Source organism: Shewanella sp. Scap07 (assembly GCF_013394145.1).
In the GTDB taxonomy this organism is placed as follows: Bacteria; Pseudomonadota; Gammaproteobacteria; order Enterobacterales; family Shewanellaceae; genus Shewanella; species Shewanella waksmanii.
This window is the reverse complement of sequence record NZ_CP041329.1, coordinates 2,208,505-2,226,722: the sequence shown is the minus strand read 5'-3', so window position 1 is coordinate 2,226,722 and position 18,218 is coordinate 2,208,505. Positions and strand designations below refer to the sequence as shown.

The window sequence follows — 18,218 nt, the reverse complement described above, 5'->3', positions numbered from 1 at the left end:
CATGAGCGTAGACTAATCCACCTCTCAAAAATTGCTGTGCCCTCAGCAGTTCATCGATAAGTCATCCAAAATTCACAAGAGGTATGAGTGAAAAGCGATCCGATCCCAACAGCCCCATCTCAAGCCGAGTTAACGATCAGCCTAGCGCTGTTGATCCCAATGCTATCTGCCATTGTGGCCATTACTCCGCTGGCCATCGATCTGTATCTGCCGGCGATGGCAACCTTGGCCACCAGTTTCCACACCGATATCACCATGGTGCAGCAATCATTAAGCATCTACCTCGCAGGTTATGCCGTGGGTATGCTGACTTTTGGTCCTCTTGCAGACCGATTTGGTCGCAGACCATTAGTGATTATTGGGCTAACAGGCTTTGCCATTACTAGCCTAATACTGGCGTTTGTTAATAATATCGAACTATTTCTCAGCTTGCGGTTTGTGCAAGCTTTTATTGGAGCCGCAGCAACGGTAGTTGTACCGGGGTATATTAAAGAGGTGTACGGTAAAAACACCGCCAAAGGCATGTCTTATGTCAGTCTGATTATGATGCTAGCGCCGTTAATCGCCCCTAGCATTGGCAGCTTAATTCTTGAGTTTGGTGATTGGCATCTGATTTTCTTCATCTTGGCCTTTTATGCCATTGCCCTGTTGATGTTGGTCATGGTTAAACTCAAAATGCCCAGCGACATCAACCACGGCCAGCGCAGTCAAAAATCATTCTTTGGCGCTTACGCAGTGGTATTTACTAAACCCGGTGTCAAACTGCATATCACCAGTGGTGTACTGACCTCGTTTGCGTTTTTCTGCTACCTCACCGCATCGCCTTTTGTGTACATGGAAGTGTTTGGGCTGGATAAGTCACTATTTGCGGTGTTGTTTAGTACCAATGTTGGCGCCCTTATGGCCGCAAACATCATCAATACTCGCATTGTAGGCAAGTACGGTTCGCGGCGCATGCTTCGAGCCTCAACCATATTAGCGATTTTCGCCGGCAGTGCCTTACTGAGTGTTAACTTACTGGATTTAAGCTACCACTATACCGTTGCGGCGCTTATTCCCTTTATGGGCTTTTTGGGGATTATGTCGGTGAACGCCGATGCCATCGTGCTGATGAAATTCCAACAAGAAACCGGCACTGCGACTGCAGTTATCGGAACGCTAAGGTTTGGCTTTGGCGCCGTTGCTGGACCATTACTGGCGCTATTTTATACTGGTACCGCTGTGCCGTTTTCGGCGCTAATGCTCGGTGCCGTCATGCTAGTTGGCGTGTGCCAAATTGCCAGTCGGCGTACCAGTAACTAGCCACATTCAGTGTAATAAGGGATGCCTTGTCGCATATTGCAATTGAGGTGAGGCTAGCGCCCCGGTAAGCAGCGCATAAATAGTAGGCTAGAATTAGCGAGGCACGAGCGCAAGCCTACTGTTTTGCGTCCGCCCTTGATCGGCTTGTTACCTGCCTATACCGACGCCCCTATTAACCATGTACTGATAAAGTAATTGGCTTTCAAGGCTTTTCGTTTTTGATAAAGCCGAGGTAACCCCAAGCTGGTCTTCTGTTGAGCGATGTTGCCCCAGCTTTTGTTTACCTTGAAGCGATTCTATGTTGATTTTAAAACCAACAATACCTTTACTAATTTTTGATTTAAAGTCCTCTGGAATAGTTAAATTAGGCTCATATTTCTTAACGGTTTCATCAAGTGTTGTCAGAGTTGTTTCCTGATCCGTTAGGTGAATTATTCCTGTGACGTGGACAGCGCTGTAATTCCAAGTTGGCACCGCTGGAGAAGCATGATACCAAGTAGGTGAAATGTATGAATGTGGACCAGAAAAAATTACTAAAACCTTGGCTCCGTTAGCAGCTTTCAAGTGCTGATTTGTTCTGGCAAAGTGACCATAAAGAGTGCCATTTTCACCTTCATTTTCCTTAATCAATAAAGGGAGATGCGATGCCTCTAAGTCATTAGATATAACAGCAGCAAAACCATACTCTTTAATAAAGTTTTGTATTTCTATGTCAGAATTTATTTTCCATTTGTCGGGAATGTGCATTGTAGTCCTTTGGCAGATAACGCCTAAATCAGGTGCGCCGTAGGCGCCACCTGTATTCACTTGTTAGGTGCGTGATGCTTAGGGTTTATTTTTGACGTGAGAACATGGTCTTGCCATTTACCCGCAATTTGCAGATACGATTTTGCAAGACCCTCACGCTCAAAGCCCAATTTGTCCAGTACAGCCGCACTTTTTGTGTTTGTTGGAATGTAGTTGGCCATAACTCTATGAAGATTAAATTCAAGAAATATCTGTTCAATTGATGAGGTTAAAATCTCTGTTATTAGCCCTTTACCTTGATGTTTTTCAGCAACGGAATAACCAAGATTGCATGCTTGAAATGGGCCAAAGACGATGTTTGTGAAATTACAAACACCTACAATTTCACTTCTGTCAGGTGTCAGAGCAGCAAATTTTACTGCGGATTTATCCTGAAGAAGTTTATGGTTTTCGCTAAGCATTTTTGAGAAGTTACTCAGCTTAAAATAATCATCATCTCTCGTTGGTTCCCACGGTTGAAGATGATCTTTATTTTCCAAGTGATAATTCAGCATTAACTCAGCATCTTCTTTGCCAAGGACTTCAATCACTGTTCTATCTGTTTCTATTCTCATACGACTCGATGTTTGATATTTGGTAGCACCTAACGCCCGCTTAACAGGCAAATGCTGATTGGTTAATCCGAAGCGCAGCGTAGATACCAACCAGTATTTATCCTTGTTGAAGCGCTTGTTAGCAATTTTTTACATCGTTCTCTGAAACTTTCTTGCTTCCTCTCCAAAAGAGAGCATTTTCAATGCTATTGCTTGTTTATCTTTATATATTGCTTGCAACCTAGCTTCAGTAAACGCTTTAAAAACAATAGTTTCTTTATCAAGCAGCTCTATTTCAAAAGCTGGTTCATCTAAATTTTGATAAAAAAGTTTGCCATTTTCTTTAAAAATTTTGCGCTTACCATACGTACCTATAATTTGGTCGATGTCATTCTGACTTGGCTGGTATTTGTTGGATTTAGCTTTTACTAGCGGATAGACCCATTGATGTATACCTAGGTTTCTATGCTTACTTTTTATTAAAGTGTTCAGAACCTCTGCATAAGCAAGATAAAAAGCATTGTCACTGCTTGTTTCAATATTAGGTTTTACACCTTTTCTTTCCCAGTTGCCATTTGTTCTCGGATCTATAGGTCGTGAAGATGGCAATGTGAGGATATAATTTTCATTAACTATTTCAGCACTTCTTGCATGAGCTGCACCAGCGGTAACCTCTCCAATAATGGTAGCTCTTGCTAGATTTTTCATAACATAACTGAAGCTTTCTGCTGCAGATGCAGAATTATTGCTGGTAAGAATGTAGAGGGGTGTATCTTTAAATCTGGGACCCGGAACATAAGGCGACGTCCAATCTTGTGTTTGGGTTAACACGCCATTTGTACGACTTTCAAAAGTTAATAAGTGAACAGTATCTAGGTCAAAGAAGTAACTTGCTAAGGAAGTCACCATAAATGGACTGCCACCAAAGTTGTTTCTTAAATCAATAATAATACCATCAGAATGTTGTAAAAATTTCATCGAATTTTCAAGTGTTTCACCACCCAAATGACTATCTGAGAACACTCTAATGTCAAGATAACCAATGTTACCATCAAGCATTTCAACCTTTTTAAAACCATAGTTGTCTGTCGGAGTCTCCATTTCACGACTACCTGCAAACGCCTCAGTTTGTGCTGACGAACGATAGGCTTTCAATTCACTAACCCAATTTGGATCATAAACAACAGAGAGGTGTTTATCATTTGCAATCTTGTTTAATTCCAAAGTTATAAAATCAGCAATATCTTCAGATGACTTTTGACGTTCACAACCAGATAAAAATGCTTGAGAGCGCATTAACTGAGCTAACGTTGTTGCTGTATTTTCAATAACGTAGTTATCTTCAAGTTGTTTGGCAATAACTTGCGACACATCACGACAATCTGCGGCGCTGACATAATTGCATAGAACGAGTGAACTAACGATGAGGGATTTAAAAATTTTATTCTTCATATTCTTCCTGAAATTTTAATTGTTACTTCCTATAACGCTCAACCACACCAAAAGAGGTAAATAAAACTTTAAAAACTTTAGCCAGCCAATATTAATCAATAACATAGCAAAGCTACTACGTACTACTCAAGGGCAAACTAGATTTGTACCTTCAAATGCTTTGCTTAATACAAAAAAACTTTTGAAATTAGCAAAAATGAGGAAATAATCTGTTAATTGCTGTATTTGGCGCAAGGGGGGGGTTACTCTGCGGAAGGAGCTGAGGAGTTATGAAAAATATGAACGTTTGAATTTAGTTTGCAGGCATAAACTGGCAACTACTTGAGAAATGTCGCCTTCGCTTGTTTAGATGTTCACAGTAATGGCTAAACTCCTCCAATGTCCCCACAGGTCCATGAAAAAGTTGTCCAAATTCTGTGACTATTTTAAGCCAATTAGCTGAGGGGATGTTTAGCCTACTCAGTATGTCACAAGCCTGTAAATCAATCGCGCCGCGCTTATCGTCTCGAATCACCCTGCCTGTTTCATCCACCAACACGAGGTAGTCTTGAAGAGAGAAAGCGATGCCTTTGGATTGCTATTACCAATGAAAGGTAAAAGGCGTTTAGGTTGCTCTCCCGTGAGCGCAGCTTTGACTCTGAGCTTGATACTAGTGAAGTCCGATTGCTCAGGTGTGGTCGACATTTTAGCCCGTATCGGATTAAGTTCGACATAGGCCATACAGGCCAACACAGCTGCTTCATTAAGCAGCGCTTGTGATTTAAATCGTCCTTCCCACAAATTTGTATGGAACAAATTTGAACGCGTTTAGGCGGCCTGAAAGGTGAACGCCAAGGATGGCAGTGAATAGAAGTGTCCTCTGCAGTTATCTTCTATACTAGCTTGTCTTGCAACAGGCTCATTTAGACACCTCAACTCTTTTGAAAGCGTTAGCAGCTAATATCGCAAAGGCGCGAGCGATACGTCGCAACCAGGTATTTAAGCTGAGCAACTTTGTATTCTTCTATCACTTCACCTTTGACGAATTTCTGCGTTAACTCAGTCCCTTTAAACAGTTTATGCCATTGCAATACAACGTCCCTATCTGACCAAGTGTTAACTTGTTCAACATCAATATAGAGCACGACATGCAGGTGGTTACTCATCACTGCGTAGGCAGTAACATCGATGGCAAACACTTCGGTAAGCTTTAAGATTTGAGTTTCTACCCAACCACGGCGGTGGTCATAATTCTTGCCGGTGTATTTATCGTCACCACATACTCTTTATTGCAAAAGATTGCGCGTCGTACAACGAGACTACAGCAATGATAATAAGGTCATCTTGTTGATAAGAGTTCGAGACTAATGAGGGTTCGTCTTGGCCTTAGCATCCAACCTCCTTGTTAAATGCTCAAATCAAGCATAGTTGGAGGGCGTCATTTACGCTATTAACAATAGCTGTCTAAATTATTTTGTCTTGCAGAAGTAATAGCTTCTCGTTTTTATCATCCCACTCAAGATGATCAGAGATGATTAACTCTATATTAGAGTCATTAACTCCGATGATATCTACCTTGTCTAATTGCTCTATTGTCATCATTTCCCTTGGCAACTAACGCCCAGCTAAGGGGCTGATAATAGTTGGCTAAAATAGCGAGGAACGAAGCGCAGCAAACTGTTAGCAGTCCGTTTTAAGCAGCTTGGTAAGTGGCTGATACTTTTGACTTTATAGAGTCAAAACTTTCAACGCTAGTATTAATTTTATCACCTAAATATATTATAACTTCTCTTGCTCCTGAACCAGCGGCAAGCTCCCGTAGTACGCGGTCTTCTATAGAAGTTAAACCACCTTCAACTTTTTCAAGTTGGTGCATAATGATTCTTGGTGCAGGTCGAATTCTAGATTTATGGATTTGATAGATTCCATGTTGAAGAATTTTTTCAGCAAGCATAAAGTCTGCAACAAATGATCTAGGGTGCTTAAAAGGGTTAGTTATTGTGATATTGGTAGCTGTTTCCCGTTTTGCTTCTTTTCCAATAGCCTTTACGATTTCACCTTTTTTGGTATTTTCTACAGCAATATATGGCTCTTCTTCAAACTTTATATCTGACGAAAAAACCTTAATTGAAATTTTACTTTCACTTAACTCAACAAGTAAATCATTCGAGAAAAGACTTCTAAGATATGTGAACAATACTTTCGGCCTCCGAGCCACTTAACGCCTTGCTAAGAGGCGAAAAAATAGTTGGTTAAAATAAGCGAGGCACGACAAAAACCAACTGTTTTTTGTCCTGCTTTAATGACTTGTTATGTTTTTGATAACTCAACTTTAACCTGAAAATGTAAATGATGAATTAAAACAGAATACTGGTTCTAAATCCTTGTAAGGCTCTGGAGCCCAACAAGTAGTTCTAAAGTTTTCATAAACATCCCTAAACGGCGATAATATTAATTCACTTTCATCCATCATTATTTTAGAAAAATCAGCGGATTTGATAACAATATAGATGAATTCAAATTCATCGTCTTTTTCATAAAATACAGAATCCCAGAAGTATCCTTTTTGCTCCATTTCGCTCTTTGGAAACTCAATATTTTCACGCATATAAGAGATCAAAGTATCTAAATCACTTCGAGAATTTGGGTTCAATTTAATTTTTAACAGCTTAGATTGCACTCTTACCTCTAGAAAAACATAACGCCCACATTAAGGGGATTTTTATTAGTTTGCTAAAATTGTGTAGCGAAGCGGAACCGAGCAAACTGTAAAAAGTCCCGCTTTAATTGCTTGTTAAGTGCCCCTGACGTACTCAACCATAATAAAAGCACTACCTAGAAATAAGCTAGATGCTGAAATTAAAAACCAAGGTTCCGAGTAAATGCCCATATAAAGCGCGATACTCAACACGGAGCAGCCTAACCCTATGACATAAATAGTAAACTTACTAATTTTAGGGTATCGAATTACTGATACTACAGCAACTAATAATGAAAATAAGCCAGCTAATGTTGCAAGTGTTAGAAAGAATGAAGGAAGATCTCGAAAGGCACCGTGAGCAAAAATCGCAAAACCGAAAAGGCACATACCAAGCCAATGAATACTGGCAGGAATAACTAACGTGATTAATGCTACTTTCTTGAATTTAATGCTCATACTTCCTTGGGGCATTTAACGCCCAATTAACAGGCAAAAAATGGTTGGCTAAAATAAGTGAACGTAGTGAACAAAAAGCCAACTGTTTTTTGTCCTTGTTTAATTTCTTGTTAGGTATACGGTGCCACTTTATAATCAATTTTATTAACTTTATGAAACTCGTTAATTTCACTCACCGCTTTTTCTACATATTCAATTGATGCATTTTCTGCAAAATACAAAACGTAGTCGCCGGTTACATCCTCATTAGAACAGAAAGCATAATCTAAATCGAAATGCTCACATAATACATCTTCAATGTAATCTCTATGTTCATAATCAATGAGTTCAATATAAGCTCCCCATTCAGGATGACTTTTGACACTTATTGGTGACAAGATGTATCGAAACTCTTCGAGCATGATTGTATACCTAACGCCGCTATTAAGCGGACAAAAATTGTGTGTCAAAGTTGTGAGGATCGAAACATGGCACACTGTTTTTGTTCCGACTTAAATGCACTTGTTAGGGGGTTAAGGTAAGCCTATTTTTATTTTTAGTTTATTGAAAGCTGAATTAATATCACTTTCCTTTACACTATGATCCACTCGGAATAATTTAGATTTATGCTTTCTCTTTTTTAGAGTGATTTTGCCATCAATATTAACTAACAAATAATCATTGCCTTTCCAATTTCTTAATTGATACCCTTCTTGACTAGCAATCCAATCGGGAAGACCAGCCCTAACTTTTGCAAGTTCAGCCAAGAATTCACTTACATTCGAATATCTCTTACCATGATTGAGAGTAGCTTTTTTTATTACTCTAATTATTTTTTTTGGAACATAAAATGGAATAGAAGACCAATCCAATAGCTTTCCTGACTTGATCCGTTTTTCAATACAAGCATCAACAAATTTTGATTCTTCAAATCCATCACCTGTTAGCTTTACTTTTTCAAAGTTATTTAGCTCATTATTATTTAAGTGCTCTAAAAGATCATTACTCAATAATCCGCCAAAGAGTAAGTACGCAATTAGTCCCGCTTGATAAACATCAGAAGAAAAGTCAAAAAATGCATTATCACCAAAAGCTTCAGGAGGCCTATATAAAATACTATGTTTGGAGGCAGGGGCTTTACCTGTTGCTTCATCAATTCGACGAACAGAACCAAAGTCCGCAATAACAAGCTGGTCATCATGTACTAAAAGGTTTTCAGGTTTTAAATCCCTATGAACTAATTGCTTATCCGGGCAATGCATCGCAGACAAGCCAGAAAGAAGCTGACATAGTAATTTATTACTTAAATCTAATGATAAATGATAGCGCTTTTGAAATGTAAAAAGATCCCCATCATTTGCAGCTTGCATCATGTAAAAGGAACAACAATTCTCTACTTTCCTTGCATCGAAAACCTTGAGTATGTTTTCATGGTTTAACGTTGCGATAATAGCAGGCTCTTGGTCAACATCATTCGCCTCATGAAAGTATATCTTTATGGCTACATCTTTTCGTAACACATCATGACGACCAATCATGACGTAGCCGTTTGCACCAGAATCATTAAATTCTGCTAGCTGAAATTCACTGAATTGCTGTAATGCTTTTTTTGCCTCACATGGAAGTGATTCTATATCTACTGTCATACTTTAACTTAAACCTTCATAACCAAAATCATAGGCTTTACCTAAATCAATTGTTGTGGGCTTTATTGATTTTTTATCCATTTCTCTTTTATTCGTAGCTCTGACAGTAGCTGGGTGAATAAACTCTATCGGGGCAGGCGAAATCGCAAGTAAGACACCTTCAAGAAGAAATGTACCAGCACCTCCTGCACCTTGCCCGCTAGTAGCTCGCCTGTTGATTACAATTTTATCAACACCGCTACTGGCACAATATGCTTTGAATGCTTGTGTAAAAATTTCTACATCATCTTGTGTTGGGTTCTTTGGAAGTGAAAATTTATTAAGTTTAGGTGCGACTAATTGATGAGAGTCACGACTACCTGTGATTGTTACAACTCTGATTTCATTCGCTTTTAGAAATATTCCTGAAATTACCATACGTATATCTCCATGTTAAATATCCCCCTAACAGTATATTAGGCTGAATTCCGCATAACAACGGACAGCCATGTTAATCCAATAACATGTAAGCTACCTCAAAAAACTATCGGCTTCAAATGCTTACAGCTAATTTAATAATGGTTTTTCTTCAATAGCTGTTGTTGAAAGTCGGAATTGACATATTTGTGACGTTCGCTGAACCAAGAACCTAAAAAGACCCTATAAAAACAAATACTTGTAACACACCTGTATTTCATTGCTGTCTGAGTTGCCCCAGAGTTCGGTCAAAATATGTGATATTTCAATATAACTGTATATAAACACAGGCGTGCAAGTCTGCATAGCAAGGGCTATTTAAATCGCTATTACTCGCTTTAACACTCAATCGTCATACTCATTCTAACGTGATTCATTGTAAGAAAGCTCATTCTACGGTCTTGATAATTCGGGCGGGATTACCGGCGACTATCAGGTTATCAGCCACGTCTTTAGTGACCACAGCGCCGGCGCCAACCACCACATTATCCCCTAGTGTCACCCCAGGCATAATGGTGGCGTGACCGCCTATCCAGCAGTTGTTGCCAATATTAATAGGCCGGGCAAATTCAACACCGCTATTGCGCTCAACAGGATTTATTGGGTGACAGGCAGTATAAATGCCCACTTGTGGACCAATAAAACAATTATCACCTATGGTTACTGTGGCGCAGTCGAGGATCACGCCAGCAAAATTCATGTAAAAGTTATCTCCCACATGAATGTTTTGCCCATAATCACAGTTAAAATGTGGCTCTATCATGGCGCCTTGGCCGCAATGACCCAACAGCTGATGTAGTAGAGCGCTGCGCTCAGCCTTTTGCTGGCACTTGGTCGCATTGTATTGGCCAACCAATAAGCGGGCTTTAACGCGCATGTCTGTTAACTGCGGATCGCAAGGGTCATAACACGCCTGCGCCAACATTTTTTCAAGTTCTGTCATCGTTTATCCTGTGCGACACCTGCTGTGCCAATTCATGCTGCGATCAAAATAGCCTGCTATCTTGCTGTTAATCATTAAAGCTGGTTATGATGAACGCTATAGACCATCTATATTACCTGTATTTGAACCCATTAATCGACGCCAATAAATATAGCACCATTGCCGCGTGGTCACTGGCCATAGCCAGAGCGCTCGCTGCCAATAAAGTCGACCCACAGCAGGTGTTTGCGGAAGTGGGTTTAAACCTACAGCAACTGGAATCCGCCCCCAATTCACGCATTGCTATTGAGCAGATGACCTCCCTGTGGGGATATGCCCAACAAGTCACCAACAACGAGGCATTTGGCTTATGTGTAGGCCAATATGCTTATCCAATACATTTTAGTGAGTTGGGCTCGCTACTTATCAATAGCAAAACGTTAGCGGCCGCGTTTGAAACTTTGCCGCACTATGGTCCATTGGTAAGCAATTCAGCTGCGGTTAGCTTGCAGCGAACCCCCACACTATTGGGTTTTACCATCACCCCACTTAACAGTGTTGAAATAAGCCATTTAGCAATCGATGCTTTTTTTGCCAGTTTAATGCTTTTGGGCAAGCAAATGATTGGCCAGCAAGCTTTGGTAAAAAAAGTTGAACTGCAAAAAGCTAACGTGACTAACCCAGCCACTTGGGAGACATTTTTTAACGCCAATGTCGACTTTAACCAAACCCAAAACTGTATGTGGATGGACAGGACCATTCTTGAGCAACCCGTCGCACACCGAGATCAACACCTAGCTGAACAAAAAGAGACCTCAGTACAACAATACCTCACCCAAATGCAGTCTTTGTCTTGGCGGGAGAAAACCAGTCAAGGCATTCATACCTTGTTGGTCGACCAACAACCTAACGCGGCGAAAATCGCGCAAATGTTCAATATTAGTGAACGAACTCTTAGTCGATATTTGCAAGTGGAAGGATGTAACTTTAGGCAGTTGCTGGCGAATAAACGCCTTGAGCTGGCACACCACTATTTGGTGAACACCCCAATCGCCATCAACTGTCTGTCTGATACCTTGGGTTATACCAGTGTCAGTAATTTCAGTCGTTCATTTCAAAAGTGGACCGGTCAAAGTCCTGGCTGTTATCGCAAACAACACCAGCAAAACCGCGAGTAGCGAGTCGATTGGGTTCGGCTCTTTGCTGTGCAGCGCACTGCAGCTCTGAACACTATAGCTCTGGGCACTAAATCTCTGGGCACTAGCTCTGGGCAGTTCCGTGCTTAGCGGTGCTTTTGGCGAAAAATGATAAACCAAAAGTTAATAACTTGTAATAACTTAGTGAGCATCGTTAACTTTTAGGGTCTGACTATGAAAGGCTTACACTCAGCAAGTATTAGCAAATCGACAACCGCACCAAGTAGTATCAGCAAAGCTGCCAGTGACTTTGGCAGCAAATTATCAAGTGCAATAGTGCTACTTGCCTTACTAGGGTGCGAGCCACAGCCCAATAACGCAACGTCTCTACCTTCGAATGGCACCGCTAATGGCACCGCGCAAGATGTTGCTGTTGATCAGCATGGATTTACCGCTGCCAGTGTTCATACCATTGACGCTAACAACGCCCTGCTGTCACAACTTCCTTTTGACAGTCAGCAAGATTTTGAGGGCGCACAGCGCGGATTTATCGCCAAAATGCCACAACTTATCGTGCAAGATGAACAAGGCAAAGTGATCTGGAGTCGACCTGAGTACGACTTTATCAACCAATCGGCACCTAATAGCGTCAACCCAAGTTTATGGCGTCAAGCGAGCCTTAATAACATCGACGGCTTGTTTGAAGTCACCGAAGGTATCTACCAATTACGCGGTTTTGACCTTGCCAATATGACCGTGATTAATGGTGATACTGGTTGGATTATCATTGACCCGCTGACCACCACAGAGACCGCTAAAGTCGCTATTGATTTTATCAACCAACAACTCGGGCCCAGGCCAATTAGCACGATTGTGTTCACTCATAGCCACATGGACCACTTTGGTGGCGCGTTAGGTCTGATGGCTGCAAATAGTAACAATGATATCGAAGTGGTAGCCCCAGCTGGGTTTATGCATGAGGCCACCAGCGAAAACGTGATGGCAGGCACTGCCATGAGTCGCCGAGCCATGTACATGTATGGTAAACAATTGCCCCGCTCTGTCCGAGGCCATATCGACTCAGGCTTGGGCAAAGAACCCGCTTTTGGCCAATTTGGTATTTTGCCACCCACGCAAATAATAGAACAAGATAGCCAGCTAACCCTAGACGGTGTCGAGTTTGAATTTCAAATCGTATCTGGCACTGAAGCACCGGCTGAAATGACATTTTATCTGCCGCAGCATCAAGCCTATTGCGGCGCTGAGCTTGTCTCAAAAAATATGCATAATCTATATACCTTGCGCGGTGCAAAAGTGCGTGATGCACTGGCTTGGAGTCAGGCGATTGATAATGCCATTAGCGCACAGCGGCAAACCAAGGTTTATTTTGGCAGTCATCATTGGCCAATTTGGGACTTAGATAACATCAATCAATTTTTGATAACCCAGCGCGACACCTACAAGTACATCCACGATCAATCGGTGCGTATGCTCAACGCTGGTTTAACGCCAGCGGAGATTGCCGAAGCCATTGAGATGCCGCCAGAACTGGCCAATACTTTTGCAAGCCGAGGATATTATGGCACCGCTAAGCACAACGCTAAAGCGGTCTATCAGGCCTATTTAGGTTGGTATGATGCCAATCCAAGTCACTTAGATCCCCTGCCAGCCACGCAGTCAGCAGACAAATATGTCCAGCTTATGGGCGGCGCAGATAAAGTCATTGCAGCGGCAACCCAAGCGTACCAACACGGTGATTACCGCTGGGCCGCACAACTTCTCAATCATGTCGTGTTTGCCGACAGTGATAACCGTCAAGCTAAAGCGCTGCTAGCCAATACCTATGACCAGCTTGGCTATCAGGCAGAATCGGCCCCATGGCGTGATGTGTATTTAAGTGGTGCTTATGAGCTGCGCCATGGCAGTCCCGAGGTAGGCATAGATTTAAGTTCCATGAAACACATATTGCTACATGCCCCAGTAGCGAACTTTTTGCAGTCGATGGCATCAAGGATTAACGGCCCTAAAGCCTTTAATCAACAATATGAAATTAATCTCAACTTTACTGATTTACAGCAAAATTACGTACTAAGCCTTAATCATGCCGTGTTACATCACCGCTTGGGCGCAAAATCCGCCACCGCCACGGTTACTTTAAATATTAGTCACGGTTTGTTTATCGACATTGTGATTGGCGCCGCTGATGTGAGTGATTTACTGTTTTCTGATGAGCTCAATATTGAAGGCAGCAAACTGGATTTAGTCGGCTTTTTATCGCTATTGGATAAACCCAAAGGGGTATTTAACATTGTAGTCCCGTAATAGCGCGTCACTCCCTAAGGAAAGTGCCACAGCTTAGTAGAGTGCCACAGCTTGGTAGAATGTCATTCCCCAACAATGCCACCGTACCTACCAACCTCTAACTATAAAAAGCCGCGACTTACGCGGCTTTTATAGGGGCAAACTAGTTAGCGCCGTTTAATCTCGCTTGAATCGCCAGTTTAGCCTCTTCTTGTGCCAATAATAGCTCTTCTTGTTCTTTCTGGCGCATTAAGCCATCAAATGCCAGCCGTGCTTGTTGCGCCTGAGAAGAAGCCTGCACTTTTACCTCTTTAGCTTTAACAGCGTCGAGTGCCAGTTGCTGTAACTGCTCAAGCAATTCCGCTGGCGCATCCCCCAAATCGACACTCGACTCTCCGCGAGACAACGCCTCTTTGCGCAGCTGTTTCTTGAGCATCCAGATAGCTTCATTGATATCGCGCTCACTATTCGCCGCGGCTATGGCGCTGTCGCGTGCGACTTCAAACTTCCCTAGTGCTTGGCCCTCTTTACTCCACGGATCGACATCAGGCAGATCAGAGATATTAATAACCGGATCAACATAATCGTCTTGATGAGATAGGTCGAGCATGGCTGCCTTAATACCTGATACCATCAGCAACACGGCAATCACCAACAGAGGTAACCCACCAACAATTGCTGCCGTTTGCAGTGTCTCTAACCCACCCATAAACATGAGTGCTGATGGCATTAAAGACAAAGTGAACGCCCAAAACAGTCTATTCCAGCGCATGGGATCTTCAGTGACATTGGTTTGCACTACTGAGGCCAAAATATAAGAGATAGAATCAAAAGTCGTAGCTGTAAAAATAATGCACAAGATAGTAAACAGCGTAATAACTAATGCGCTAAAAGGTAGTTGCTCCAGCACCGCAAAAATAGCCCTAGTTGCTCCTTGGGCGTTAAGAATGGCAACCACATCAAGTTGACCTGATAACTGTAACGACAAGCCATAGTTACCTAAAATGATGAAGTACATCGAACAACCTAATGATCCAAAAAATACCGCGCCAGAAACCATCTGTTTAATGGTTCTACCCCGTGAAATACGGGCCACAAACAAGCCCATACTGGGCGCAAACACCAGCCACCATGCCCAATAAAAAATCGTCCAATCTTGTGGAAAATGGGTATCAGCAAACGTTCCTAATCCGCCAAAGGGCTCTGCCCAAGTCGCCATAACAAAAAAATTGGACAACATACGGCCAATAGAATCTAAACCCGTTTCCAACATAAAAATCGTCGGCCCGCAAACTAACACAAACAGCAATAAGACCAGCGCGCCCCAAAAATTGATATTGCTGAGGATCTTAATGCCCTTGTCCATGCCTTTGTATGCCGAATAAGCAAAGATGGCGGTACATAACATCAGCACACCTATTTGACTACCTGTGGTGGTGGGGATGCCAAACAGATAGCTAATCCCCTCATTTATCAGCGGTGCCGCTAAACCTAAGGTTGTGGCCGCGCCGCCCAATAGACCAAATATAAATAAAATGTCGACCGCTTTACCCAGCTTACCCACGCTATTGGCTTCACCAATCACAGGCATAAGCGCCGCTGATACCTTCAAAACCGGTTGTTTACGCACATAGTAGAAATAGGCAATCGGAATCGCTGGGATCATGTAAATACACCAAGCAATTGGGCCCCAGTGAAATAATCCGTAGGTTGCAGCCCAGCGAATGGCTTCTTCACTGCCAGCGGCCAATTGAAATGGCGGGTTCTGATAGTAATAGGCCCACTCGATGGTGCCCCAATATAAAATACTCGCGCCAATGCCCCCGCAAAATAGCATCGCCGCCCATGACGCCAACGCAAACTCTGGCGCTTCGTCTGGATCGCCCAGCTTTATCTGACCAATGTCAGAAAAAACAATGTAAATCATGAAGAAAAAGGCCGCGAGTCCCAAGCCAAGATAAGCAAAACCCAGCTTATCTGTCATAAATGTTTTCGCAATCGCAATCCAATGCGCACCTTCAGCAGGAAACACCAACAATGGGGTGACTACCGCAAACAGCAAAGCCAATGCGCCGAAAAATGTCGGCTTATCGATCAGCTCAAATGATTTGTTCATTTTTTTTAAATTCCAAAACAACAACAGCATATTTAAGTAAAAGCGCGCCACGCATATTCGCTCCAAAACAACATTCATTTTGGAGAGCAATATCTTGTTTAAACTAAGTAGTGTGTCGTGCGTATTTGTCGTGCAGAAATCCTGAAAAGCGCTCACTTAACTGATTGGTGAGCCGGCGACAAAATAGAACCAAACGGCTTAGAAGTCGACAAAATAATCTTCAAGTCAGATCAATAATGAGAAGCGGATCACAAGCTGATAAGCCATCATAAATGAGACTAACCATACCCTGTCAGTTCAAGGTATTTAACCCGTAAAGTGCTTTAGCTAAATTCTTGGCAAAACGAATAAATACCAAATGCCTGGTCAATTTTACCAAGTAAAGAACACCGGAAAGTCGCACTCTAAGAGACCGTCACTGTATCTAATAAGCGAGATAAGCAAATGGCCGATGATAGACAAAGAGAAATTAAACGGGTGATCAGTGGTTGGCTAACAGAGAAGTTAAACGAACTTGGCGGAACTCAAAATCAAGAGCTAGAAGATTTCAAATCTCAAGTTCGCTCTATCGTCTTGGTCAGTTTAGAGCGAATTAACTTACGTCTGCACGAAATCAATCGAACAACAAAACAAAAATTTAGCTTGCAAGACGGTATTGTATTGTCGCGGTTTTACATTAAAGGCGGAAACGCTTTTCGGTTCACAGTTGAAAACCAGCAAGGAAAATCCGACTGGGACACCCAGATTGTCATTAACCCTTGGCTACCAGAACCTCTAACGGACACCCTTTATGCCCTTATTGAAGATGCTGTACTAGATGAATTCTATTATTGCAGCGAACAGATCGGCCAAGCCTCTGATCTACTATTGAGTGATGCCAATCATAGCTTCAGTGAAGTAATTAAAAATTTTTGGTTAGCAAGTGATTTAAAAGTTAACCCACAGGACACAACACAACTACCTGCAGTCTATCTACTAGAATACCCCCCGCAGCAATCCATTAAACGTGTTTTTGCTCATAATAAAGCTGGTCTCTGGGACTATGACAGCCGACCGATGATGGGCAAAACGACGGGCAATCAATCTGGACCAGGAATGGTATTTAACGATGCAATACCTCCCTTTGTTCTATATCGATTAGGCTATGTTTGGACAACTAAGATCCAAGAGAATGAGATACCTACAGAACGCTATCCACTGATAACCAGCCCAATATTAATGGAGATAATTGACGTTACTATTCCCCGTAAAAACACCATTGAAGCCATTGGGCTGTGGGATGAGATCCAGGCCGAGTTAACACTTGATACCTTACCCATACCTGTACCTGTTACCGACGACGTGCTCGGCTATGTTTCTCAAGTCTCTCTACCTTTCCCCAACAAGGACTATCACTGCGCTGAGCAACTCACCATGCTTGGTGAAGTAGCCGATGGTTCATCAAAACATGCTGACAAAAAAATGAAACGTTTCAAACGCTTTGGTACTTTATGGGCATCACTTGATGTGCAACAGCGTGAACGTATGCTAAGTCATGTCATTCAACCTATGATGGGGATCAATGATATACATCGATATGTCATCCAAGATCCGATATGGCTACAGCAAGCGTTTCAAGATGTGGGAGCGCAAGATAGACAAACGATTACTCCCCTCATTGATTTGCTGAGCAACGGCCATTTTATCATTGGTCAAAATCAAGGCTTAACACCTACCGAAAACGCCTATGTGATAGCGTTGATGTTTATGGATAACGTCCATTATCGTTCTATCCAAGCCACTCCTGTCACCGAGCAACAACTTCAATTTTATGAAGCCATTGCACGGCAAGTCCTAGGTAATGTGCAAACTCGGTTAAGGGCACGAAACATCACTAACATTGACATAGAAGAAGCCGCTTTCTCTGGCGATTCAATGTTACAACAAAGCTTGACAGAAACGGGCTTATTTAACTTAGACCCAATGCCATTAAGTGGAGTGGCGAGTATGTTCTATATCCCCGTCACTAACAAAGAAGCCATTGAACTTTGTACTGAACTACTTATTGATGAGCTAATGAGGCCTGGTGTGAATATTCCACCCGCCAATATCCAATATAGAACACATAATGAGCAACAACTTACCCGTTTGTCGTTCGCCGCAACCACCTGTGTCTATAATGACGTTGGTCAGGTAAAACTGGCTTTTACCTTTAGCTCTGCCACCGTTGCTGAAAGCCCATTACTTTCTCCTTTCAAGGGCACACTGGTAAAACATGTTAACGCTAAAGCCATGGCGGAGCAGCGACGAGTCGCCGCAGGTATGGTTAAAGATTATGTAGTGCGTACCGCTTTTGCTAAACAGATAGAGATGTTAGACAGCATCTTGCCAGCGGATTAATAGCCAACTTAAAACCAGCCTGCATACGATTCATTTGCTAAAATTCATGGTTA

The 18,218-nt window shown here is 42.2% G+C and carries 16 protein-coding genes and 1 pseudogene; 4 read left to right on the top strand and 13 right to left on the bottom strand.

The window, feature by feature from the left end:
* Positions 1–87 precede the first annotated feature (87 nt).
* The gene (locus tag FLM48_RS09745) at positions 88–1,302 is read left to right on the top strand and encodes a multidrug effflux MFS transporter (RefSeq protein ID WP_256871108.1); all 1,215 of its coding nucleotides are present in this window, start codon (positions 88–90) and stop codon (positions 1,300–1,302) included.
* Between the two features lie 147 nt (positions 1,303–1,449).
* Here FLM48_RS09745 and FLM48_RS09740 read toward each other — a convergent pair whose 3' ends face one another.
* From FLM48_RS09740 to FLM48_RS09690, 12 genes and pseudogenes are all read right to left on the bottom strand, one after another.
* Complete coding sequence (locus FLM48_RS09740; protein WP_179024495.1) at positions 1,450–2,049, bottom strand: FMN-binding negative transcriptional regulator; 600 nt, start codon at positions 2,047–2,049, stop codon at positions 1,450–1,452.
* A gap of 56 nt (positions 2,050–2,105) precedes the next feature.
* Entirely contained in the window at positions 2,106–2,753 is a 648-nt protein-coding gene (gene rimJ, locus FLM48_RS09735; protein WP_256871107.1) for a ribosomal protein S5-alanine N-acetyltransferase, read from the bottom strand.
* Between the two features lie 39 nt (positions 2,754–2,792).
* Entirely contained in the window at positions 2,793–4,094 is a 1,302-nt protein-coding gene (locus FLM48_RS09730) for a S41 family peptidase (protein WP_179024494.1), read from the bottom strand.
* Positions 4,095–4,386: 292 nt separating this feature from the next.
* Positions 4,387–5,466: pseudogene (locus FLM48_RS09725) on the bottom strand (transposase).
* A 71-nt stretch (positions 5,467–5,537) separates the two neighbouring features.
* The gene (locus FLM48_RS22890; protein WP_372847477.1) at positions 5,538–5,672 is read right to left on the bottom strand and encodes a DUF6572 domain-containing protein; all 135 of its coding nucleotides are present in this window, start codon (positions 5,670–5,672) and stop codon (positions 5,538–5,540) included.
* Positions 5,673–5,766: 94 nt separating this feature from the next.
* Positions 5,767–6,291 (bottom strand): rod shape-determining protein, encoded by a 525-nt coding sequence (locus FLM48_RS09720; RefSeq protein WP_179024493.1) that lies wholly within the window; start codon positions 6,289–6,291, stop codon positions 5,767–5,769.
* A gap of 114 nt (positions 6,292–6,405) precedes the next feature.
* On the bottom strand, positions 6,406–6,753 hold the full coding sequence (locus tag FLM48_RS09715; RefSeq protein WP_179024492.1) for a DUF6176 family protein: 348 nt from the start codon (positions 6,751–6,753) through the stop codon (positions 6,406–6,408).
* 114 nt (positions 6,754–6,867) lie between these two features.
* Entirely contained in the window at positions 6,868–7,230 is a 363-nt protein-coding gene (locus FLM48_RS09710; RefSeq protein ID WP_179024491.1) for a hypothetical protein, read from the bottom strand.
* 110 nt (positions 7,231–7,340) lie between these two features.
* Positions 7,341–7,631 carry a hypothetical protein gene (locus tag FLM48_RS09705; RefSeq protein WP_179024490.1) on the bottom strand — a complete coding sequence of 97 codons (291 nt, stop codon included), beginning with the start codon at positions 7,629–7,631 and terminating at the stop codon, positions 7,341–7,343.
* A gap of 111 nt (positions 7,632–7,742) precedes the next feature.
* The gene (locus tag FLM48_RS09700; RefSeq protein ID WP_179024489.1) at positions 7,743–8,855 is read right to left on the bottom strand and encodes a protein kinase; all 1,113 of its coding nucleotides are present in this window, start codon (positions 8,853–8,855) and stop codon (positions 7,743–7,745) included.
* A gap of 3 nt (positions 8,856–8,858) precedes the next feature.
* The gene (locus FLM48_RS09695) at positions 8,859–9,272 is read right to left on the bottom strand and encodes a DUF3010 family protein (RefSeq protein WP_179024488.1); all 414 of its coding nucleotides are present in this window, start codon (positions 9,270–9,272) and stop codon (positions 8,859–8,861) included.
* A 427-nt stretch (positions 9,273–9,699) separates the two neighbouring features.
* Entirely contained in the window at positions 9,700–10,254 is a 555-nt protein-coding gene (locus FLM48_RS09690; RefSeq protein WP_179024487.1) for a sugar O-acetyltransferase, read from the bottom strand.
* 86 nt (positions 10,255–10,340) lie between these two features.
* Here FLM48_RS09690 and FLM48_RS09685 point away from each other — a divergent pair, with 86 nt between their 5' ends.
* A complete protein-coding gene (locus FLM48_RS09685) occupies positions 10,341–11,411 on the top strand; it encodes an AraC family transcriptional regulator (protein WP_256871106.1) in 1,071 nt (356 codons plus the stop codon).
* Between the two features lie 192 nt (positions 11,412–11,603).
* A complete protein-coding gene (locus FLM48_RS09680) occupies positions 11,604–13,691 on the top strand; it encodes an alkyl/aryl-sulfatase (RefSeq protein ID WP_179024486.1) in 2,088 nt (695 codons plus the stop codon).
* 142 nt (positions 13,692–13,833) lie between these two features.
* Here the strand turns inward: FLM48_RS09680 and FLM48_RS09675 are convergent, their stop codons facing one another.
* A complete protein-coding gene (locus FLM48_RS09675; protein WP_179024485.1) occupies positions 13,834–15,786 on the bottom strand; it encodes a BCCT family transporter in 1,953 nt (650 codons plus the stop codon).
* Positions 15,787–16,230: 444 nt separating this feature from the next.
* On the opposite strand from FLM48_RS09675, the gene FLM48_RS09670 reads away from it, so the two are divergent.
* Positions 16,231–18,165, top strand: coding sequence for a hypothetical protein (locus FLM48_RS09670; protein WP_179024484.1), 1,935 nt, complete (start codon positions 16,231–16,233; stop codon positions 18,163–18,165).
* Positions 18,166–18,218: the final 53 nt, after the last annotated feature.

Bases quoted from the DNA above. Each gene is read 5' to 3' on its own strand.
- FLM48_RS09710 (WP_179024491.1), bottom strand. From the start codon at position 7,230: ATGAGCATTAAATTCAAGAAAGTAGCATTAATCACGTTAGTTATTCCT.
- FLM48_RS09695 (WP_179024488.1), bottom strand. From the start codon at position 9,272: ATGGTAATTTCAGGAATATTTCTAAAAGCGAATGAAATCAGAGTTGTA.
- FLM48_RS09700 (WP_179024489.1), bottom strand. From the start codon at position 8,855: ATGACAGTAGATATAGAATCACTTCCATGTGAGGCAAAAAAAGCATTA.
- FLM48_RS09730 (WP_179024494.1), bottom strand. From the start codon at position 4,094: ATGAAGAATAAAATTTTTAAATCCCTCATCGTTAGTTCACTCGTTCTA.
- FLM48_RS09670 (WP_179024484.1), top strand. From the start codon at position 16,231: ATGGCCGATGATAGACAAAGAGAAATTAAACGGGTGATCAGTGGTTGG.
- FLM48_RS09740 (WP_179024495.1), bottom strand. From the start codon at position 2,049: ATGCACATTCCCGACAAATGGAAAATAAATTCTGACATAGAAATACAA.
- FLM48_RS09680 (WP_179024486.1), top strand. From the start codon at position 11,604: ATGAAAGGCTTACACTCAGCAAGTATTAGCAAATCGACAACCGCACCA.
- FLM48_RS09705 (WP_179024490.1), bottom strand. From the start codon at position 7,631: ATGCTCGAAGAGTTTCGATACATCTTGTCACCAATAAGTGTCAAAAGT.
- FLM48_RS09685 (WP_256871106.1), top strand. From the start codon at position 10,341: ATGATGAACGCTATAGACCATCTATATTACCTGTATTTGAACCCATTA.
- FLM48_RS09675 (WP_179024485.1), bottom strand. From the start codon at position 15,786: ATGAACAAATCATTTGAGCTGATCGATAAGCCGACATTTTTCGGCGCA.
- FLM48_RS09690 (WP_179024487.1), bottom strand. From the start codon at position 10,254: ATGACAGAACTTGAAAAAATGTTGGCGCAGGCGTGTTATGACCCTTGC.
- FLM48_RS22890 (WP_372847477.1), bottom strand. From the start codon at position 5,672: ATGACAATAGAGCAATTAGACAAGGTAGATATCATCGGAGTTAATGAC.